This is a genomic window from Streptacidiphilus sp. EB103A (genome assembly GCF_041261405.1).
Classification (GTDB): domain Bacteria; phylum Actinomycetota; class Actinomycetes; order Streptomycetales; family Streptomycetaceae; genus Streptacidiphilus.
Map to the genome: position 1 here is coordinate 257,194 of NZ_JBGCAQ010000015.1, position 17,835 is coordinate 275,028.

Here is a 17,835-nt window from a genome sequence, read left to right on the forward strand (position 1 = left end):
GAACCATGTTGCAGGTGATTGGATCTTACGAGACCACCGGTCCGGTGAACCAGTGCTGGCGGACCGCTTCGGTCGGACGCGGCTCCCCCAGGGTGTCCAGGCCCCAGGCGGCGAGGGCCTCGACGACCTGGCGCAGTCCCCGCCCGCGTGCGGTCAGCTCGTAGACCGTCGCGCTCGCGGGCGGCTCCAGCCGACGGCGCGCGACCACGCCCTCGGCCTCCAGCTGCTTGAGCCGGGCGGCCAGGATGTCGGTGGAGACGCCGGGCAGGTCGGCGTGCAGATCAGTGTAGCGCCGGGCCCCGTGGAGCAGTTCACGGACGATCAGGAGGCTCCAGCGCTCTCCCACCGCATCCAGGGCGCGGGCGACGGCGCAGTACTGATCGTAGCTTCGGCGTGACATGGCGGCCAGCATAGCCAAAAGGTTGGACTTTCCAAGTGCGAACTTGGTAGAACAAAGCAATCACGACGGTTCGGGTCGGCAGCAGCAGTGACGGTCGGGAGGCCGCTGATGGAGTTTCGACAGTCCAGCAAGCTGAAGGACGTGTGCTACGAGATACGTGGCCCGGTCGTGGATCAGGCCAATGCCCTTGAGGAGGCAGGCCACAGTGTCCTGCGTCTGAACACCGGCAATCCGGCGCCGTTCGGCTTCGAGGCGCCGGAGGAGATCATCCAGGACATCATCCGCAATCTCCCCAACGCGCACGGCTACAGCGACGCTCGCGGCATCCTGCCCGCCCGGCGCGCGGTGGTTCAGTACTACCAGCAGCGCGGCGTCACCGGCGTGGCCGTCGACGACGTCTACCTCGGCAACGGCGCCTCCGAGTTGATCCAGATGGCCGTTCAGGCGCTGGTGGACGACGGCGACGAGGTGCTGGTGCCCGCTCCCGACTTCCCGCTGTGGACGGCCGTGGTCCGCTTCGCCGGCGGCAAGGCCGTGCACTACCTGTGCGACGAGGAGGCCGACTGGTTCCCCGACCTCGACGACATCGCCGCGAAGATCACCGATCGCACCAAGGCGATCGTCGTCATCAACCCCAACAACCCGACCGGCGCGGTGTACTCACGGGAGCTGCTCGAAGGCATCCTGCAACTCGCCCGCCGGCACGACCTGATGGTGTTCGCCGACGAGATCTACGACAAGATCCTTTATGACGGCGTCGAGCACCACTGCCTGGCCGCGCTGGCCGACGACGTGGTGACGCTGACCTTCAACGGTCTGTCCAAGGCCTACCGGGTGGCTGGTTTCCGCAGCGGCTGGCTGGTCGTCTCCGGGCCCAAGGAACAGGCCAGGGACTACCTGGAGGGCCTCACCATGCTGGCCGCCATGCGGCTGTGCCCGAACGTCCCGGCGCAGTACGCCGTCCAGGCCGCGCTCGGCGGGCGCCAGTCGATCTACGACCTCACCCTGCCGAACGGCAGGCTCACCGAGCAGCGCGACATCGCCTGGCGGACCCTGAACGACATCCCGGGGGTGAGCTGCGTCAAACCCAAGGGTGCGCTCTACGCCTTCGCCAGGATCGATCCGGCCGTGCACAAGATCGTCGACGACGAGCGCTTCGTGCTGGACCTGCTACTGCGCGAGAAGATCCACGTCGTCCAGGGCACCGGTTTCAACTGGCCGACCCCGGACCACTTCCGCTTCGTCACCCTGCCCCGGGCCGACGAGCTGGAGACCGCCGTCAACCGCATCGGCCGCTTCCTCGCCACGTACCGTCAGTAGCCGGGGCCCGCCCCTGGCCGGCCGTGGCGGCCCGCCCTGGCCGGATCTGCGGTCCGGTGTCGGTGTCGAGCCGTAGGCTGATCGGTATGGCAGAGAGTGATGGGGCTGCGGTCGTGGGTGGGCCGGGCTTCAAGAAGGCGAAGGTCCCGACGACGCATACCGGCCTGGTGCGGCAGGCGCGGAAGATCAACAGGGCGCTGGCGGAGGTCTACCCGTACGCGCACCCGGAGCTGGACTTCAGGAACCCGTTCGAGCTGCTGGTCGCGACCGTGCTGTCGGCCCAGACCACCGACCTGCGGGTGAACCAGACCACACCGGCGCTGTTCGCGAAGTTCCCCACGCCGGAGGCGATGGCGGCGGCGGACCCCGAGGAACTGGAGGAGATCCTGCGGCCGACGGGCTTCTTCCGGGCCAAGGCGAAGTCGGTGCTGGGCCTGTCCGCGGCGCTGCGGGACCGGTTCGACGGTGAGGTGCCGGGGCGGCTGGAGGATCTGGTGACGCTGCCGGGGGTGGGCCGGAAGACCGCCAACGTTGTCCTCGGCAACGCTTTCGGGGTGCCCGGGATCACGGTGGACACGCACTTCGGGCGGCTGGCCCGCCGGTTCGGGTGGACCGAGTCGGACGATCCGGTGAAGGTCGAGCACGAGGTCGGCGAGCTGATCCCGAAGAGCGAGTGGACCATGCTGTCGCACCGGGTGGTGTTCCACGGGCGGCGGATCTGCCATGCCCGCCGTCCCGCCTGCGGGGCCTGCCCGATCGCCGAGCTGTGCCCCTCCTACGGGGAGGGCGAGATCGACCCGGTGAAGGCCGAGAAGCTGCTCAAGTACGAGAAGGGCGGCCAGCCGGGACAGCGGCTGAGCCCGCCGCCGGACTACCCCGGCAAGCCTGCCCCGGCGGCGGGCGGGGCGGCCTGATGGCAGAGGAGGGAAGAGGGGAGCAGGCGACAGGGGAGCAGGGGACCGCCGAACGGCTCCGGTTCGAGCCGGTACTGCGGCGGGACGGTCTGCCGGAGTGGCTGCTGCCGGTGCGGGACGCCGCCGAGCAGATCGAACCCAGGCAGCTCAGCCGGTTCCTGCCGCCGGCCGAGGGCGGCCGGCGCTCCGCGGTGCTGGTGCTCTTCGGCACCGGCGCCGACGGCCGTCCCGACCTGCTGCTGATCGAGCGGGCCCGCTCGCTGCGCTCGCACGCGGGACAGCCGTCCTTCCCCGGCGGCGCGCTGGACCCGGAGGACGGCGACCCGCGCGGTCCGGGGCCGGTCAACGCCGCCCTGCGCGAGGCCTGGGAGGAGACCGGTCTCGACCCGTCCGGGGTTCAGGTGTTCGGGGTGCTGCCCGACCTCTACATCCCGGTCAGCGACTTCGTGGTCACCCCGGTGCTGGGCTGGTGGCGTACCCCGAGCCCGGTGGGGCCGGTGGACCCGGCCGAGGTCGCGGCGGTGTTCCGGGTTCCGGTCGACGAGCTGGTCGACCCCGACCGCCGGGCCAGGCTGCGCCACCCCAGCGGCTTCCGCGGGCCCGCCTTCCTGGTCGAGGGCCGTCTGGTCTGGGGCTTCACCGCCGGAGTGATCGACCGGCTGCTGCACCACTCGGGGCTGGAGCGGCCCTGGGACACCAGCCGGGAGATCGAGCTGTCGGACGACGCGGTGGTGGTCGCCGCGGAGGACCGCGCCCGGGCACGGCAGCGTACCGGCGTGGACCCCGCAGGAGCGGACGAAGGAACCATTTCGGGCCACCCCGCGTGAGAAGGAGACAAGGTCCTCCCTAGGAGTCACGTTCCTGCAGCGCCCACGTGGGAAGGTTGACCGTCACTGTTCACCCCCACCAGGAAGCCGCTGTGAACGTCCTCGACATCCTGCTCGTCGCTGCCGCTGTCGGATTCGCCGTCTCCGGCTACCGGCAGGGTTTCGTCGTCGGTGCGCTCTCCCTGGTCGGCTTCCTCGGCGGGGGCCTGATCGCGGTCCAGGTGCTGCCGCTGCTGCTGCAGCACCTCTCCCCGGGAACGATGTCCTCGGTCATAGCCGTGGTCGTCGTGATCGTCTTCGCCTCGGTGGGACAGGCCGTCACCACGCACTGGGGGTGGAAGCTGCGCGGCCCGATCGACCGCAGTCGCGCCCGGATCTGGGACGCGGCGGGCGGCGCGGTCGTCAACGTGGTGTCGATGCTGCTGGTCGCCTGGCTGATCGGGACGGCCCTGGCGGGCACCTCGCTGCCCACCATCGCCCATGAGGTCCGCACCTCGAAGGTGCTCGGCGATGTGCAGAAGGCGCTGCCGGCCGACGCGCCCGAGTGGTTCTCCGACTTCACCTCGGTCCTGGCCCGCAACGGCTTCCCGCAGGTGTTCAACCCGTTCCAGAGCGAGCCGATCACCGACGTCCCGGCCCCGGACCCGGCGCTGGCGAGCAGCGACGCGGTGGTGCGGGCCCACCGGAGCATCGTCAAGGTGGTCGGCACCGCCCCCAGCTGCGGCAAGGTCATCGAGGGCAGCGGCTTCGTCTACGCGCCGCAGCGGGTGATGACCAACGCCCATGTCGTCGGCGGCGTCTCCGCGCCCACGGTGAACCTCGGCGGGAAGATCTACGGCGCCAAGGTGGTGCTGTACGACTGGAAGCGGGACATCGCGGTGCTGGACGTCCCCGGTCTGAACGCCACCCCGCTGGTGTTCGGCGGTGAGGCCAGGACCAGCGCGGACGCCATCGTGGCCGGCTTCCCGGAGAACGGCCCCTTCAACGTCCAGGCGGCCCGGGTCCGCGGCCGGATCCAGGCCAGCGGCCCGGACATCTACCACCGGGGCACGGTCAGCCGGGACGTCTACTCGCTGCGTTCGACGGTGCGTCAGGGCAACTCCGGCGGCCCGCTGCTCACCCCTGACGGTGACGTGTACGGAGTGGTCTTCGCCAAGTCACTTGACGACGCCCAGACCGGGTATGCGCTCACTGCCGACGAGGTCCGCTCGGACGCCCAGCAGGGCGCGGCCGCGACCCAGAAGGTGGACAGCGAGTCCTGCGCGCTCTGAGCGCGGGTGCACCGAGCACCGCCGTCACCCTCTCCAGCAGTTGATCCTCCGTCGGGTGGTGTCGGTGTCTGCTGGTACCGTCTGGGACGTTTCAGTCGGACGGATCTTGACGGCCGTCATCACGCGTCATCGCGCGTCATCAAGAGGGGGAGGACGTCCACGCCATGATGGGTCACTCGCACGCGGTCAGTGGGGCGCTGCTCTTCGCAGCCACCGCGCCGTATCTGCCACCGCTGGTGATGCACCATCACCTCAGCCCGCAGGAGATCCTGATGGGCACGGTGCTGACCGCGGGCGCCGCGCTGCTGCCCGACCTGGACCACCACGACGGCACGATCGCCAACTTCCTGGGCCCGGTCTCCAAGCTGCTGTGCCGCTTCGTCGCCTGGATCTCCGGCGGGCACCGGCACGCCACCCACTCGATCTTCTTCATCGCCTTCATGACGGCGGGGACCTGGGCGGGGGTGACCTACGTCGGCCGCTGGTTCACCCTGGGCATGACCTTCTTCCTGCTGGCCATGGCCGTGCGGGCGCTCAACGTCTGTCCGCCCGGGCACGGCTTCTCGGCCTGGGGCACCATCGTGGCGCTGGCCCTGCTCGGGACAGGCGTCATCGCCAAGTTCATCCCCTCGGCGCCGGGCTGGCTGCCGTACGCGGTCGGCCTGGGCTGCCTGGCGCACCTGCTCGGCGACTCGATCACCAAGCAGGGCGCGCCGTGGCTGTGGCCGATCAAGACCCGCTACGAGATCGTGCTGATCCAGAGCAGCGGCAACAAGCTGGAGACGGAGATACTGGTCCCGATCATGGGAATAGCGACCGTCGTCCTGCTGTGGTTCACCGCGCTCTCGCCGCACACGCTCTGACCGGCGGGCCGGGGGGCCGCAGACTCAGCGCTGGCGGAGTCTGGACGTGACCCAGCGCGCCCGGCGGGTGATGATGTGCGGGATCCCCACATGGACGAGGAAGTCGCCGCTGTCCGCGGGGGCTTCGGGGGCGGCGCCCGTGATGCCGTTGAACGAGCTTGTGGCCGCTGTCCGCTGAGGCGAGCGGCGACGGGTACGTGGCGCGAAAGCGCGGTCGTGCATCCAGCTCATAGGTAGAGGACTGCCCGCACGGGACGCGGTGTAATCCCGTGCGGGGCGGGCAATCGGCCCGTTTCTGGCATATTTTCACTTCATCGGATTCCGCTTATGACGCCGTCATGACGACGGGTCAGCGGCGGTCCGGCTCCGGGTCGCGGAGCCAGTTCACCAGCTCCCGGGAGAACCCCTCCGGGTCCTCCTCCTGGGGGTAGTGCCCGATCCCGTCCAGCAGCCGCCAGCGGTACGGCGCCTCCACGTACTCGCCGGACCCGGCGGCCGTCCTGGCGAGCAGCACCGGGTCCGCGGCGCCGTGCAGATGCAGCGTGGGCACCCGTACCGGCCTGCGCATCCGGCGCGCGTACTGGAGTCCGTCCGGGCGGCCCATGGAGCGCATCAGCCAGCGGTACGGCTCGATCGAGCAGTGCCTGGTGTTGGACAGCTGCATGGCGTGACGGTAGGTCAGCAGCGCCTTCTCGTCCGGCTGGTGCCCGGGGGCGGTCCAGTCCGTCAGGTACTCGCCGACCAGGGCCGCGTCGTCGGCGACCAGCTGCCGCTCGGGCACCCAGGGGCGCTGCAGGCCGAGCAGGTGGTCCGCCGCGGCGATCTGCTTGCGGTCGGTCATCAGCGCCCGGCGGTAGCGGCGCGGGTGCGCGCTGGAGGCCACGGCCAGTCGGCGGACCAGGGCCGGGCGCATCACGGCGGCCGTCCAGGCGAGGAAGCCGCCGAGGTCGTGCCCGACCAGGACCGCGTTCGGGGCGCCGAGCGAGCGGATGATCCCGGTCAGGTCCAGGGCCATGTTGGAGGGCTCGTACCCGCGCGGGGTGCGGTCGCTGCCGCCGACGCCGCGAAGGTCGACGGCGACGGCGCGGAAACCGGCGTCGGCGAGGGCGGTCAGCTGGTGCCGCCAGGTCCACCAGAACTGCGGCCAGCCGTGCACCAGCAGCACCAGCGGTCCCTCGCCCAGCTCGGCGATGTGGAAGCGGCCGCCGTTGGCGGACACGTCGCGGTGGCTCCAGGGGCCCTCGATGCGCGGATCGAAGGAGTCGGTGGATCTGTGGGCCCCACCGGGGGTTCTGTCAGACGACATGAGGAGAGCGTGTCACATCCGAGCCTTGATCAGGTTTCCGCCACTGGTCAGCGGTCCGGCCGGTCAGCGGGTCAGCACCTTGTGACCGTCGGCGGTGATCGGCGCGGCCGCGTGCGGCTTGGTGTTCTTCAGCACGTCGACGGTGGCCTTGGTGGAGGCGATGGTCCGCTCCGGCGGCGAGATCTTCTTGAACGCGCGCACCGCCAGCAGCGCGGCCAGGAGGGCGATCGCCACGAAGGCCCAGCCGACGATGAAGAAGCACCAGACGAGCCCGAGCCCGGTGGAGTGGATGCCGTAGGCCGCGGCGAAGCTGAACATGGGGATCGAGGCCAGGGCGATCACCGCGGCGACCGCGCCGGCGCCGCCGCCGGTCGCCCCCCGGATGACGTCCTTCTTGATCTCCCGCTTCGCCAGCGCGATCTCGTCGTGCACCAGTGCGGACAGGTCGGCGGTGGCGGCGGCGAACAGCTGGCCCACCGTACGGTCGGCTCCGCCGTTCGGGGGGCTGTCCTCGTACCTGTCAGCAGCTGACATCGGGGGTCTCCTCGCGTGTGTGGGTCCACGGCATCATGTCACTGTCTCAGATCATGCCTCGTGCCTGCGGTAGCGCACCACTCGGCTTCGCCGGGCGGGTTGGGGCCGACGCAGGCTGGGCCGTCGCCGGGTTTCGCAGGGGTACGGGGAGTCGCGCCCCGGAACATTGGAGTACTCGGCTTCTGCCGGGGCGTCATACCGCCACTGCCTGCTCCTCGGCCAGCTCCTCCTCGCGCAGCTTCCGGTACGTGCGGTTGCGCCCTCGCAGCAGCACCGCGGCCACCACCGCGCAGATCACCGAGCCGGCCAGCACCGCGGCCTTGTCGCGTTCGGACAGTCCGTGGTCGTCGGCGAAGGCCAGCTCGGCGATCAGCAGCGAGACGGTGAAGCCGATCCCGGCCAGCACCGAGACGGCGAAGAGGTCGCCCCACTCCAGGTCCGGATTGAGCTCGGCCCTGGTGAACCGCGCCGCCAGCCAGGTGCCGCCGAAGATCCCCAGGCATTTGCCGACGACCAGGCCGAGCACCACGCCCAGCGGCGAGGCCTGGGTGAACACTTCGCCGAGGGCCCGGGGGCTCACCGAGACCCCGGCCGCGAACAGGGCGAACACCGGGACGCAGAACCCGGCCGAGAACGGCCGCACCAGGTGCTCGATGTGCTCGGCGGGGGAGTGCTCCTCGCCGGGGTCCTTGGTGCAGCGCAGCAGCAGGCCCATGGCGACGCCGGCCACCGTCGCGTGGATGCCGCTCTCGTGCATCAGCGCCCAGACGACCACGGCCAGCGGGACGTAGAGGTACCAGCCGCGCACCCGCATCCGGTGCAGCGCGTAGAACAGGACCAGCCCCAGCAGGGAGAGGCCCAGCGCCCAGAGCTTGACCCCGCTGCTGTAGAAGATCGCGATGATCAGGATCGCGATCAGGTCGTCCACCACCGCCAGGGTGAGCAGGAAGGCCCGCAGCGCCGAGGGCAGGTGCGAGCCGACGACGGCCAGCACGCCCAGGGCGAAGGCGATGTCGGTGGCGGTGGGGATGGCCCAGCCGGCGGGGTGGCCCCCAGGACCGCTGTTGACGATCGCGTAGACGGCGGCGGGCACGGCGACCCCGCAGACGGCGGCGACCACCGGCAGCGCCGCGGCCCTCGGGTCGCGCAGCTCTCCGGCGACCAGCTCGCGTTTGAGCTCGATCCCGGCCACGAAGAAGAAGACCGCGAGCAGCCCGTCCTTGGCCCAGGCGTCCAGCGGGAGGTCCAGGTGCAGCGGCGAGGAGGGGCCGACGGTGGTGTCCAGCACGCTCCGGTACGCGGCCGGCCAGGCGTTCGCCCAGACGAGTGCCACCACGGCCGCGCCGAGCAGCAGGATGCCGCCGACGGTCTCGGCGCGCAGCGCGTCCGCGAGGAACTTCCGTTCGGGGAGCGGGAGCCGGCCCAGGAACGGGCGGCGGGGCGTGGGGCTGTCACTCACGCGCTGGCTCCTCCGGAAGCTGACGGACGGATTGTCACATTTGTCCGATGCTAGCCGGTGGACGGACGAGAGGCCGTCCCCGCGCCTGTGCGGGAACGGCCTCGCCTGCCTGACTGCCGGAGGGTCAGTCCTCCTCGCCCGCCGAGGGCAGCTGGCTCTGGATCAGGTCCATCACCGTGGAGTCGGCCAGGGTGGTGGTGTCGCCCACCGCCCGGCCCTCGGCGATGTCGCGCAGCAGCCGGCGCATGATCTTGCCGGAGCGGGTCTTCGGCAGCTCGCTGACCACCTTGATCATCTTGGGCTTGGCGATCGGGCCGAGCACCTTGGCGACATGGTTGCGCAGCTCGGCGACCAGCTCGGAGTCGTCATGGGCGGTGCCGCGCAGGATCACGAAGGCCGCGATGGCCTGCCCGGTGGTGGCGTCGGTCGCGCCGACCACGGCCGCCTCGGCGACCTTGGGGTGCGACACCAGCGCCGACTCGACCTCGGTGGTCGAGATGTTGTGCCCGGACACCAGCATCACGTCGTCGACTCGGCCGAGCAGCCAGAGGTCGCCGTCGTCGTCCTTCTTGGCGCCGTCGCCGGCGAAGTAGCGCCAGTCGGTCTCGGAGGGGTCATGTCCGGCGCCGAAGCGGGACCAGTAGGTGTCCAGGTAGCGCTGGTCGTCGCCCCAGATGGTGCGCAGCATCGACGGCCACGGCTCGGTGAGGATGAGGTAGCCGCCCCCGCCGTCGGGCACCTCGTTGGCCTCGTCGTCGACCACGGTGGCGGCGATGCCGGGCAGCGGGGTCTGCGCCGAGCCCGGCTTGGTGGCGGTGACCCCGGGCAGCGGGCTGATCATCATGGCGCCGGTCTCGGTCTGCCACCAGGTGTCCACGATCGGGCAGTGGTCGCCGCCGATGTGCTCGCGGTACCACATCCACGCCTCGGGGTTGATCGGCTCGCCGACGCTGCCCAGGATCCGCAGCGAGGACAGGTCGAACTTGGCGGGGATGTCGTCGCCCCACTTCATGAACGTGCGGATGGCGGTGGGCGCGGTGTAGAGGATGGTCACCCCGTACTTCTGGATGATCTCCCAGAACCGGCCCTGGTGCGGGGTGTCCGGGGTGCCCTCGTACATGACCTGGGTGGCGCCGTTGGCCAGCGGCCCGTAGACGATGTAGGAGTGCCCGGTGACCCAGCCGATGTCGGCGGTGCACCAGTAGACGTCGGTCTCCGGCTTGAGGTCGAAGACCGCGTGGTGGGTGTAGCTGGCCTGGGTGAGGTAGCCGCCGGTGGTGTGCAGGATGCCCTTGGGCTTACCCGTGGTCCCCGAGGTGTAGAGGATGAACAGCGGGTGCTCGGCGTTCATCGGCTGCGGGACGTGCTCGGTGGACTGACGGTCCGTGATCTCGTGCCACCAGACGTCCTTGGCGTCGTCCCAGGCGGTGTCCTGGCCGGTGCGGCGGACCACCAGGACGTGCTCGACGGTGGGACAGCTGAGCACGGCCTCGTCGATGGCCGGCTTGAGCGCGGTGGGCTTGCCGCGGCGGTAGCCGCCGTCCGCGGTGATGATCAGCTTGGCGTCGGCGTCCTGCACCCGGGAGGCGACGGCCTCGGCGGAGAAGCCGCCGAAGACCACGGAGTGCGCGGCGCCGATCCGGGCGCAGGCGAGCATCGCCACCGCCGCCTCGGGGATCATCGGCAGGTAGACGGCGACCCGGTCGCCCTTCTGCACGCCCAGCTCGGTAAGGGCGTTGGCGGCCTTGGCGACCTCGTCCTTGAGCTCGGCGTAGGTGATGGCGCGGCTGTCGCCGGGCTCGCCCTCGAAGTGGATGGCGACCCGGTCGCCGTGGCCGGCCTCGACATGGCGGTCGACGCAGTTGTAGGCGACGTTGAGCTCGCCGTCGGCGAACCACGTGGCGAACGGCGGGTTGGACCAGTCGAGGGTCTCGGTGGGCTCGGTGGCCCAGCTCAGTCGGCGGGCCTGCTTCGCCCAGAAGGCGAGCCGGTCCTCCTTGGCCTCGGCATAGGCCTCGGCGGTCACGTTCGCGGCGGCGGCGAGCTCAGCAGGCGGGGCGAATCGACGCTCTTCCTTGAGCAGGTTGGCCAGGCTCTCATTGCTGCTCAACGCGCACTCCTCATCAAGATCTGGGTGCGGGCGTCCCGATCATCCCCGCCGACCCGTTATGTCGGGACCTAGCTCACCAGGATGCGGGCGTGCTGACAAGGGGCCTCGGGAAATTGGTGTAGACCTATTTGGATGCCGCCCGGCGGCCGACATTCGGGCAGGTCAAGCCGCTGAGGCCAGGCGCGGTCGGACGGGGCTGAAGGTACGACCGTTGCGAGCGAGTCGGTACGCCTGTGCCGTGGCGAAGTCGAAGTAGAGCCCGGTCAGCCGGAGCCTGCCGGAGTCCATCGCGCGGCGCACCGAGGGGTGCGCCCGCAGGTTGTCCAGCTGCTGCGCCACATTGGTGAGGCAGAGTCGCTCCAGCGGGTCCTCGGACAGGGCGGAGCCGCGGATCCGGGCCGGCGCGTGGCGCACCCGCTGCAGCGAGTCCTGGCCGTGGCGTAGCCAGCGGGTGAGCGGCGTGCCCGCCTGGCCCTCGCGCCGGTGCGCCCCGCGCAGCAACGACTGCATCGCCCCGCAGCCGGAATGCCCGCACACCACGACGGTGCTCACCTCCAGGATGTCCACGGCGTACTCGATGGCGGCGGCCGCCGAGTCGTCGGGCCGCGAGGCATCGGGCTGCGAGACGTTCGGCTGCGGGACCAAGTTGCCGATGTTGCGGACCGTGAACAGGTCACCGGGCCCGCTGCTGGTGATCACGTTGGGCACCAGGCGCGAGTCGGCGCAGGTGATGAAGAGCTGCGAGGGCGACTGCCCCTCCCGGGCCAGCCGGGCCAGTTCGGGGCGCAGTCCGGGAGCGGTGTGCTGCTGGAAGTCCCGCACCCCGCGCAGGTGGTCATGGATCATCGCGCCTCCCAAGATCAGGTAAATGAAGAGTAATGAATCCTTTACCTGAAGCAGAGACGTAAACCTCGAACTTCACCCGACCGAGTGTCAGAGCGAGTGTCAGACGGTCATCGCCACGGCCTCCCCGAGCACGAAGTCGGGGTCGACCTGCCCGGCGAGGTCGGTCCCGGTCCTGGCGTTCCCCCAGCTCTCGGCGTTGCGCAGATGGAAGTGCACCATCTGCCGGGTGTAGCGGTCCCAGTCCCGCAGCCGGTACGAGGCGTCCACGGCCGCCAGCAGGGTGTCCAGCGCGGCCAGGTTCTCCGGCTCCAGGGCGTCCAGCCGGGGCGCGCGGCCCTGCTCGGTGCGCCGCACCCAGTCCGACTGGCCGAAGACCGTGAGCAGGTCCTCGCCGACGGCCCCGCGCAGGTAGTCCACGTCGTCCTGGCTCTGCACCTTGTTGCCGACCACCCGCAGGTTCACGCCGAAGTCGGCGGCGTAGTCCTTGTACTGCCGGTAGACCGAGATGCCCTTGCGGGTCGGCTCGGCGACCAGGAAGGTGATGTCGAAGCGGGTGAACAGGCCGGAGGCGAAGGAGTCGGAGCCGGCCGTCATGTCGACGGCCAGGTACTCGCCGGGGCCGTCGGCCAGATGGTTGAGGCAGAGCTCCACCGCGCCGACCTTGGAGTGATAGCAGGCCACCCCGAGGTCCTCCTCGGTGAACGCGCCGGTGGCCATCAGCCGCAGCGGCGCCCCGTCCACCTGGAACTCCCGGGCGCACAGCGCGTACACCGGGTTGTCCTCGGCGATCCGCAGCAGCCGCGAACCGCTGCCGGGGGGAGTGGTCTTGATCATTGACTGGGCGTCGGCGATCCGCGGATTGGCGCCGCGCAGGTACTCCTTGATCTCCGGCAGGTGCGCCCCCATCGACGGCATGGCCGCCGCCTCCTGCTCGCTCAGCCCGATCGCCGTGCCCAGGTGCTGGTTGATGTCGGCGTCGACTGCCAGTACCGGGGCGCCGGTCCGGGCGAGGTGTCGGACGAAGAGGGAGGACAGGGTGGTCTTGCCGCTGCCTCCCTTGCCGACGAAGGCGATCTTCATGTCGTGCTCCATGCGAAGGGGCGCACCGGGCGGCGCGCTTATTGGTAATCGTTATCGTCACCGATATGTGGTCATGCTAGCGACTCGCGACCCTCGCGTGATCGGGTTTGGTGCACTGTTGACTCTTTCGGGTGAGAGCGCCCCGGGGCGCACCCTCACTCATGTGTTACGTACGCTCGGTCCCGTGAGCACACCAACCCCGGCCCAGCCGTCCGACGACCCGCTGGCCCCGCTCGGGCTGCTGCCCGGCGTGCCCGAGGCGGTCGCCGACGCCCGCCGTGCCGTCGACCGCCTCTACGGACACCGGGTCATGCGCCGCCGTGCCGCCGAGGTCACCTCGGAGTCCGCGCTGCGCGGGGCCCGCGCCTCCGCCGCGCTGGAGGACGCGGACTGGCCGCTGGAGGAGGTCCGCCGGCGCACCGACTTCGGCACCGATCCGGAGGCCCGCACCGTCGGCGGGGCGCTGCGGGTCAACGCCGAGGCCGGGCAGCTGCTCGGCACCTGGCGGCACTCGCCGCTCCAGGTCCTGGCCCGGCTGCACCTGCTGGCCTGCGGTGACGACGACGCCGCGGCGGGCCGCCCGCGCCGGTCGGGCGAGCCGCCGGCCGAGCGCTTCGGCAAGGTGCTGCCGACCGCCCTGACCGACGAGCCGACCGACCCCTCCGCCCAACCCCCGGCCCCGGTCCCGGTCTTCGACCTGGTCCCGCCGCCGGCGGCCGACGAGGCCGTCGCGCGGCTGGAGGGGCTCGCCCACCTGCTGGCCGGCCGGGGCGGCAAGAAGAACCCCAATGAGCGCACCGCCCCGGCGCTGGTCGTCGCCGCCGTGGTGCACGGCGAACTGATGACCCTGCAGCCCTTCGCCCGGCACAGCGGCCTGGTCGCCCGCGCGGCCCAGCGCATCGTGCTGATCGCCGAGGGCATGGACCCGCAGGCGATCTGCCCGGTCGAGGTCGGACTGGCCGAGCTGGGCACCGACGCCTACCGCAACGCCCTCGGCGGCTACGCCTCGGGCACGGCGGAGGGGATGGCGCTGTGGATCACCCACTGCGGCGCGGCGCTGCGGCTCGGCGTGCGGGAGAGCACGGCGGTGTGCGAGGCGATGCAGCGCGGGATGGCCTGACGGCTGAGGGCTCTCGTTCCGAGCGGCCCGGGCACAGTAGTGCGGCGGCACCTGCGTACCGGTGCCGCCGCTGGCACAGCTTCCCAGTGACCATGCATGCGCCATTTCTTTGCGCATCCGGCTGGAACCATGTCCGTGGGCCGGGTGCGGCGGCCCGATCGCGGGTCGGCTGCATGTGGGTGCTGAGTTGTTGTGCTCGGTCCGTGGGGCCTGATACTCCGATGGATCCTGGCTGCTGATCCACCCGGTCTCGCGGGCCGTCTCCTACCTTTGTAGTCCTGTTTCGGGAAAAGCGGAACTCGGGGGCTCATTTTTGTTGGGAACGGCCAGGTCAGGCGGGAGCGTTCCGGCGCCGTGCCGCGTACCAGACGATCCCCGCCGCGGTGGCCGCCGCGCCCACCGCGGCCGCGGCGAGCACCGGTCGACTGCTGACCCGCAGCGCGGGGCTTCGCTGCTTCAGCTGGACCGGGCGGTCGAACACCAGCACCGGCCACTCCCGTGCCGCCGCCTCTCGTCGTAGCGCCCGGTCCGGGTTGACCGCGAAGGGGTGGCCCACGGCCTCCAGCAGCGGCAGGTCGGTGACCGAGTCGCTGTAGGCGTAGCTGTGTTCCAGGTCGTAGCCCTCGGCGGCGGCCAGCTCGCGGATCGCGGTCGCCTTGTTCCCGGCGTAGGCGTAGAAGTCGATCTCGCCGGTGTAGCAGCCGTCGGCCTCGGCCATCCGGGTCGCGATGACATGGTCGGCGCCGAGCATCTCCCCGATGGGCTCGACCAGTTCGGAGCCCGAGCTGCTGACGATCACCACGTCCCGACCGGCCAGGTGGTGCTCCTCGATGAGCGAGGCCGCCTCGTCGTAGATCAGCGGGTCGATGAGGTCGTGCAGGGTCTCCGCGACGATCTCCCGGACCAGTTGCACGTTCCAGCCGCGGCTGAGCGAGGAGAGGTACTCACGCATCTTCTCCATCTGGTCGTGGTCGGCGCCGCCGGCCAGGAACACGAACTGCGCATAGGCGCTCTTGAGCACGGCGCGACGGTTGATCAGGCCGCCCCGGTACAGCGGGCGGCTGAATGCGAGCGCGCTGGACTTGGCGATCACGGTCTTGTCGAGGTCGAAGAACGCGGCGGTCCGCAGCGGCCTGGGCGGCTGGAACGAGGGCGTGGGGGAGGGCTGCCGGTGGTTGTCCACAAGGACGAGGATATGCGCCCACCATTCGGCCCAAGGGCAGGCGCGTGGGTTTGCTTGAGAAGGGGCTCGGGTACACCATGGAAGTCACGGCTCGTTCGCGACCGTGCTGCCCCGGTCTGGCTCCTCCCCCCCGAGTCAGGCTGTGGAGGACGACCCCCGCTCTCCCCCCCGGCGGGGGTCGTCGCATGTCCGGGTGCATTTCTCCCGATGGCGGTACCGGTCTCCCCCGATGGCGGTCGTAGCGGGTCCCCTTTTCGCTGTTGCGTCAATCTGACGCCGCATAAGTCATTCCCCGGAGTGGCCGGATTTTCCACACCCTCCGAGTTCTCCACAGTTCACGGCACTTTGCGCTGCCCCCTGCCGCAAAAGCGGCACCGTTGCTGCCACGAAGCAATCAGCGCGGCCCGACGCACCGCGCGCCGCACCGCTCGAAAACGGGGAGGCAGTCATGGCCGGGACGTCGTCCGCGGAACCGCCGACGGGGGAGGCAGGGCCCGCGAGCCGGGTCGAGGGGCTCACCCCCGGACCGCTGCTGGTCACCGAGAACGAGCGCCTGATCGAGCAGCTGCTGCGGATCTGCGCGGCCGCGGGAGCCGAGCCAGAGCTGGTCTGCGGTGCCCCACCGCCCCGTCAGCTGTGGGAGTCGGCGCCGCTGGTGGTGGTCGGCGACGACGTCGCGGACCGGATGGCCGGGCTCAGCCGCCGGTCCGACGTCCTGCTGGTCGGCGACGACCTGGACGATGTCGACGTCTGGCGGCGGGCCGTGGTGATCGGCGCCCGGCAGGTGGTCTTCCTGCCGGACGCCGAGTCCTGGCTGCTGGACCGGATCGCCGACGCCGCCGAGGGGGTCGGGGTGCAGGCGCTCACCGTCGCGGTGCTGGGCGGCCGGGGCGGCGCCGGCGCCTCCACCCTGGCCTGTGCGCTGGCGGTCACCGCAGCCCGGGAGGGGATGCGGGCCGTGCTCATCGACGGCGACCCGCTGGGCGGCGGCCTCGACGTGCTGCTCGGCGGGGAGGCGGCGGCCGGGCTCCGCTGGCCGGATCTGGCCGGCTCCCGGGGCCGGGTGAACGCGGTGGAGCTGGAGCGTTCGCTGCCGAGGCTGCACGCCCTCTCCGCGCTCAGCTGGGACCGCGGCGACGCGCTCACCATCCCGCCCGAGGCGATGCGGACGGTCCTCGGCGCGGCCCGCAGACGCGGCGGGGTGGTGGTGCTGGATCTTCCCCGCCGGATCGACGACTCGGCCGGCGAGGCCCTGGACCAGAGCGATCTCGGGCTGCTGGTGATCCCGGCCGAGCTGCGGGCGATGGCGGCGTCGGGGCGGGTCGCGGCGGCGGCGCGAATGCGGCTCACGGACCTTCGGGCGGTGGTGCGCGGACCTGCCCCCAGCGGGATGGACGGCGCCGAGATCGCCCGGGGGCTGCGGCTGCCGCTCGCCGGGGAGCTCGCCGCCGAACCGGGCCTGGTCGCCGACCTGGAGCGCGGACGGCCGCCGGGGCTGCGGGCCAGAGGGCCGCTCGGCCGGTTCTGCTCCGCCTTCCTGACGGAGGCTCTGGCCGGCAGCGGGTCGGCCGCATGAGCCCGGCACAGGACCCGGGCCGGGGCGGGGCTCGGGCCGGGGCTCGGGCCGGGGCTTCTGGGCCGACGTACGCGCAGGCGGCGGCGCTGCTGGACGCGGTCCGGCTGAGGCTCGCCGAGGCAGGTGCGGAGCCGACCACCACCCGGGTGGCCGAGGCCCTGCGGGCCCAGGGTCGCCCCTACGGGGACGCCGAGGTGCTGGAGTTGGTCCGGCAGCTCCGCTCGGACATGGTCGGCGCGGGCCCGCTGGACCGGCTGCTCGCCGACCCCAGGGTCACCGACGTCCTGGTGAACGGTCCGGACGAGGTCTGGGTGGACCGCGGCGCGGGTCTCGAACCGGTGCCCGGCATCCGCTTCCCGGACCGGCAGGCGGTGCGCAGGCTGGCCCAGCGGCTGGCCACCGCGGCGGGCCGACGGCTGGACGACGCCAGACCCTGGGCCGACGCCAGGCTCCCCGGCGGGACCAGGTTCCACGCCGTGCTGCCGCCGGTCGCGGTCGGCTGCACCCACATCTCGCTGCGGACCAGCAGGGCCCGGGCGTTCACCCTGGCCGAGCTGGTCGGCGCGGGCACGGTGACCGAGCAGGGCGCGGCGCTGCTGCGCGGCATGGTCCGGGCCCGGCTGTCCTACCTGGTCAGCGGCAGCACCGGAAGCGGCAAGACCACGCTGCTGGCGGCGCTGCTCGGGCTGGTGGGGCCCGCCGAGCGGCTGGTCGTCGTCGAGGACTCGGCCGAACTGCGCCCCGATCACCCGCATGTCGTCCGGCTTGAGGCCCGGCTGCCGAACCAGGAGGGGGCGGGCGCCGTCGACCTTCGCGACCTGGTCCGGCAGGCGCTGCGGATGCGGCCGGACCGGCTGGTGGTGGGCGAGGTCAGAGGCGTCGAGATCCTGGAGCTGCTGGCTGCCCTGAACACGGGTCATGAGGGCGGCAGCGGTGTGTTGACCGAACTAACTTCGCTGTTTATGCAGGTCAGGGGCTATGTCTGCTAGCGTCCCGCCATGCCCGATGAACGCCGTCCCGGAAGGG

General features: G+C 71.3%; 15 protein-coding genes and 1 pseudogene. 8 read left to right on the forward strand and 8 right to left on the reverse strand.

The genetic code is table 11. From position 1 onward, the window contains the following. Positions 1-25 precede the first annotated feature (25 nt). Entirely contained in the window at positions 26-400 is a 375-nt protein-coding gene (locus ABH941_RS25425; RefSeq protein ID WP_370131789.1) for a winged helix-turn-helix transcriptional regulator, read from the reverse strand. A 108-nt stretch (positions 401-508) separates the two neighbouring features. Between ABH941_RS25425 and ABH941_RS25430 the strand changes: the two genes are divergently transcribed. From ABH941_RS25430 to ABH941_RS25450, 5 genes are all read left to right on the forward strand, one after another. Beyond that, positions 509-1,720, forward strand: coding sequence for a pyridoxal phosphate-dependent aminotransferase (locus tag ABH941_RS25430; protein WP_370131790.1), 1,212 nt, complete (start codon positions 509-511; stop codon positions 1,718-1,720). Between the two features lie 86 nt (positions 1,721-1,806). Then, on the forward strand, positions 1,807-2,634 hold the full coding sequence (nth, locus tag ABH941_RS25435; RefSeq protein ID WP_370131791.1) for an endonuclease III: 828 nt from the start codon (positions 1,807-1,809) through the stop codon (positions 2,632-2,634). Then, positions 2,634-3,461: a CoA pyrophosphatase gene (locus tag ABH941_RS25440; protein ID WP_370131792.1), complete on the forward strand. Its 828-nt coding sequence runs from the start codon at positions 2,634-2,636 to the stop codon at positions 3,459-3,461. Before nth ends, ABH941_RS25440 begins: the two co-directional genes overlap by 1 nt. Before the next feature lie 92 nt (positions 3,462-3,553). Beyond that, positions 3,554-4,732, forward strand: coding sequence for a MarP family serine protease (locus ABH941_RS25445; protein WP_370131793.1), 1,179 nt, complete (start codon positions 3,554-3,556; stop codon positions 4,730-4,732). A gap of 164 nt (positions 4,733-4,896) precedes the next feature. Next, positions 4,897-5,595 (forward strand): metal-dependent hydrolase, encoded by a 699-nt coding sequence (locus tag ABH941_RS25450; RefSeq protein WP_370131794.1) that lies wholly within the window; start codon positions 4,897-4,899, stop codon positions 5,593-5,595. A gap of 349 nt (positions 5,596-5,944) precedes the next feature. On the opposite strand, the gene ABH941_RS25455 is transcribed toward ABH941_RS25450, so the two are convergent. The 6 genes from ABH941_RS25455 to ABH941_RS25480 form a co-directional block, all read right to left on the reverse strand. Next, positions 5,945-6,901, reverse strand: coding sequence for an alpha/beta fold hydrolase (locus tag ABH941_RS25455; protein WP_370131795.1), 957 nt, complete (start codon positions 6,899-6,901; stop codon positions 5,945-5,947). A 63-nt stretch (positions 6,902-6,964) separates the two neighbouring features. After that, positions 6,965-7,435 (reverse strand): phage holin family protein, encoded by a 471-nt coding sequence (locus ABH941_RS25460; RefSeq protein WP_370131796.1) that lies wholly within the window; start codon positions 7,433-7,435, stop codon positions 6,965-6,967. A 193-nt stretch (positions 7,436-7,628) separates the two neighbouring features. After that, positions 7,629-8,894: a Na+/H+ antiporter NhaA gene (nhaA, locus tag ABH941_RS25465; RefSeq protein WP_370131797.1), complete on the reverse strand. Its 1,266-nt coding sequence runs from the start codon at positions 8,892-8,894 to the stop codon at positions 7,629-7,631. Positions 8,895-9,018: 124 nt separating this feature from the next. Continuing rightward, positions 9,019-11,004 carry an acetate--CoA ligase gene (gene acs / locus ABH941_RS25470; protein WP_370131798.1) on the reverse strand — a complete coding sequence of 662 codons (1,986 nt, stop codon included), beginning with the start codon at positions 11,002-11,004 and terminating at the stop codon, positions 9,019-9,021. Between the two features lie 162 nt (positions 11,005-11,166). Further along, positions 11,167-11,850 carry a carbonic anhydrase gene (locus ABH941_RS25475; RefSeq protein WP_370131799.1) on the reverse strand — a complete coding sequence of 228 codons (684 nt, stop codon included), beginning with the start codon at positions 11,848-11,850 and terminating at the stop codon, positions 11,167-11,169. Positions 11,851-11,949: 99 nt separating this feature from the next. Then, a complete protein-coding gene (locus tag ABH941_RS25480) occupies positions 11,950-12,930 on the reverse strand; it encodes an AAA family ATPase (RefSeq protein ID WP_370131800.1) in 981 nt (326 codons plus the stop codon). A gap of 184 nt (positions 12,931-13,114) precedes the next feature. Between ABH941_RS25480 and ABH941_RS25485 the strand changes: the two genes are divergently transcribed. Further along, positions 13,115-14,050 carry an oxidoreductase gene (locus ABH941_RS25485; protein ID WP_370131801.1) on the forward strand — a complete coding sequence of 312 codons (936 nt, stop codon included), beginning with the start codon at positions 13,115-13,117 and terminating at the stop codon, positions 14,048-14,050. Between the two features lie 331 nt (positions 14,051-14,381). Here ABH941_RS25485 and ABH941_RS25490 read toward each other — a convergent pair whose 3' ends face one another. Next, positions 14,382-15,245 (reverse strand): HAD-IB family hydrolase, encoded by an 864-nt coding sequence (locus ABH941_RS25490; RefSeq protein ID WP_370131808.1) that lies wholly within the window; start codon positions 15,243-15,245, stop codon positions 14,382-14,384. 436 nt (positions 15,246-15,681) lie between these two features. On the opposite strand from ABH941_RS25490, the gene ssd reads away from it, so the two are divergent. Together ssd and ABH941_RS25500 are read left to right on the forward strand one after the other, a co-directional pair. Beyond that, on the forward strand, positions 15,682-16,809 hold the full coding sequence (ssd, locus tag ABH941_RS25495; RefSeq protein ID WP_370131802.1) for a septum site-determining protein Ssd: 1,128 nt from the start codon (positions 15,682-15,684) through the stop codon (positions 16,807-16,809). Beyond that, positions 16,806-17,750: pseudogene (locus ABH941_RS25500) on the forward strand (TadA family conjugal transfer-associated ATPase); the annotation flags it as partial. The gene ssd and the pseudogene ABH941_RS25500, both read left to right, overlap by 4 nt. Positions 17,751-17,835 lie beyond the last annotated feature (85 nt).

Coding starts and splice junctions, on each gene's coding strand:
- ABH941_RS25425 (WP_370131789.1), bottom strand. CDS start 400: ATGTCACGCCGAAGCTACGATCAGTACTGCGCCGTCGCCCGCGCCCTG.
- ABH941_RS25430 (WP_370131790.1), top strand. CDS start 509: ATGGAGTTTCGACAGTCCAGCAAGCTGAAGGACGTGTGCTACGAGATA.
- nth (WP_370131791.1), top strand. CDS start 1,807: ATGGCAGAGAGTGATGGGGCTGCGGTCGTGGGTGGGCCGGGCTTCAAG.
- ABH941_RS25440 (WP_370131792.1), top strand. CDS start 2,634: ATGGCAGAGGAGGGAAGAGGGGAGCAGGCGACAGGGGAGCAGGGGACC.
- ABH941_RS25450 (WP_370131794.1), top strand. CDS start 4,897: ATGATGGGTCACTCGCACGCGGTCAGTGGGGCGCTGCTCTTCGCAGCC.
- ABH941_RS25455 (WP_370131795.1), bottom strand. CDS start 6,901: ATGTCGTCTGACAGAACCCCCGGTGGGGCCCACAGATCCACCGACTCC.
- ABH941_RS25460 (WP_370131796.1), bottom strand. CDS start 7,435: ATGTCAGCTGCTGACAGGTACGAGGACAGCCCCCCGAACGGCGGAGCC.
- ABH941_RS25475 (WP_370131799.1), bottom strand. CDS start 11,850: ATGATCCATGACCACCTGCGCGGGGTGCGGGACTTCCAGCAGCACACC.
- ABH941_RS25480 (WP_370131800.1), bottom strand. CDS start 12,930: ATGAAGATCGCCTTCGTCGGCAAGGGAGGCAGCGGCAAGACCACCCTG.
- ssd (WP_370131802.1), top strand. CDS start 15,682: ATGGCCGGGACGTCGTCCGCGGAACCGCCGACGGGGGAGGCAGGGCCC.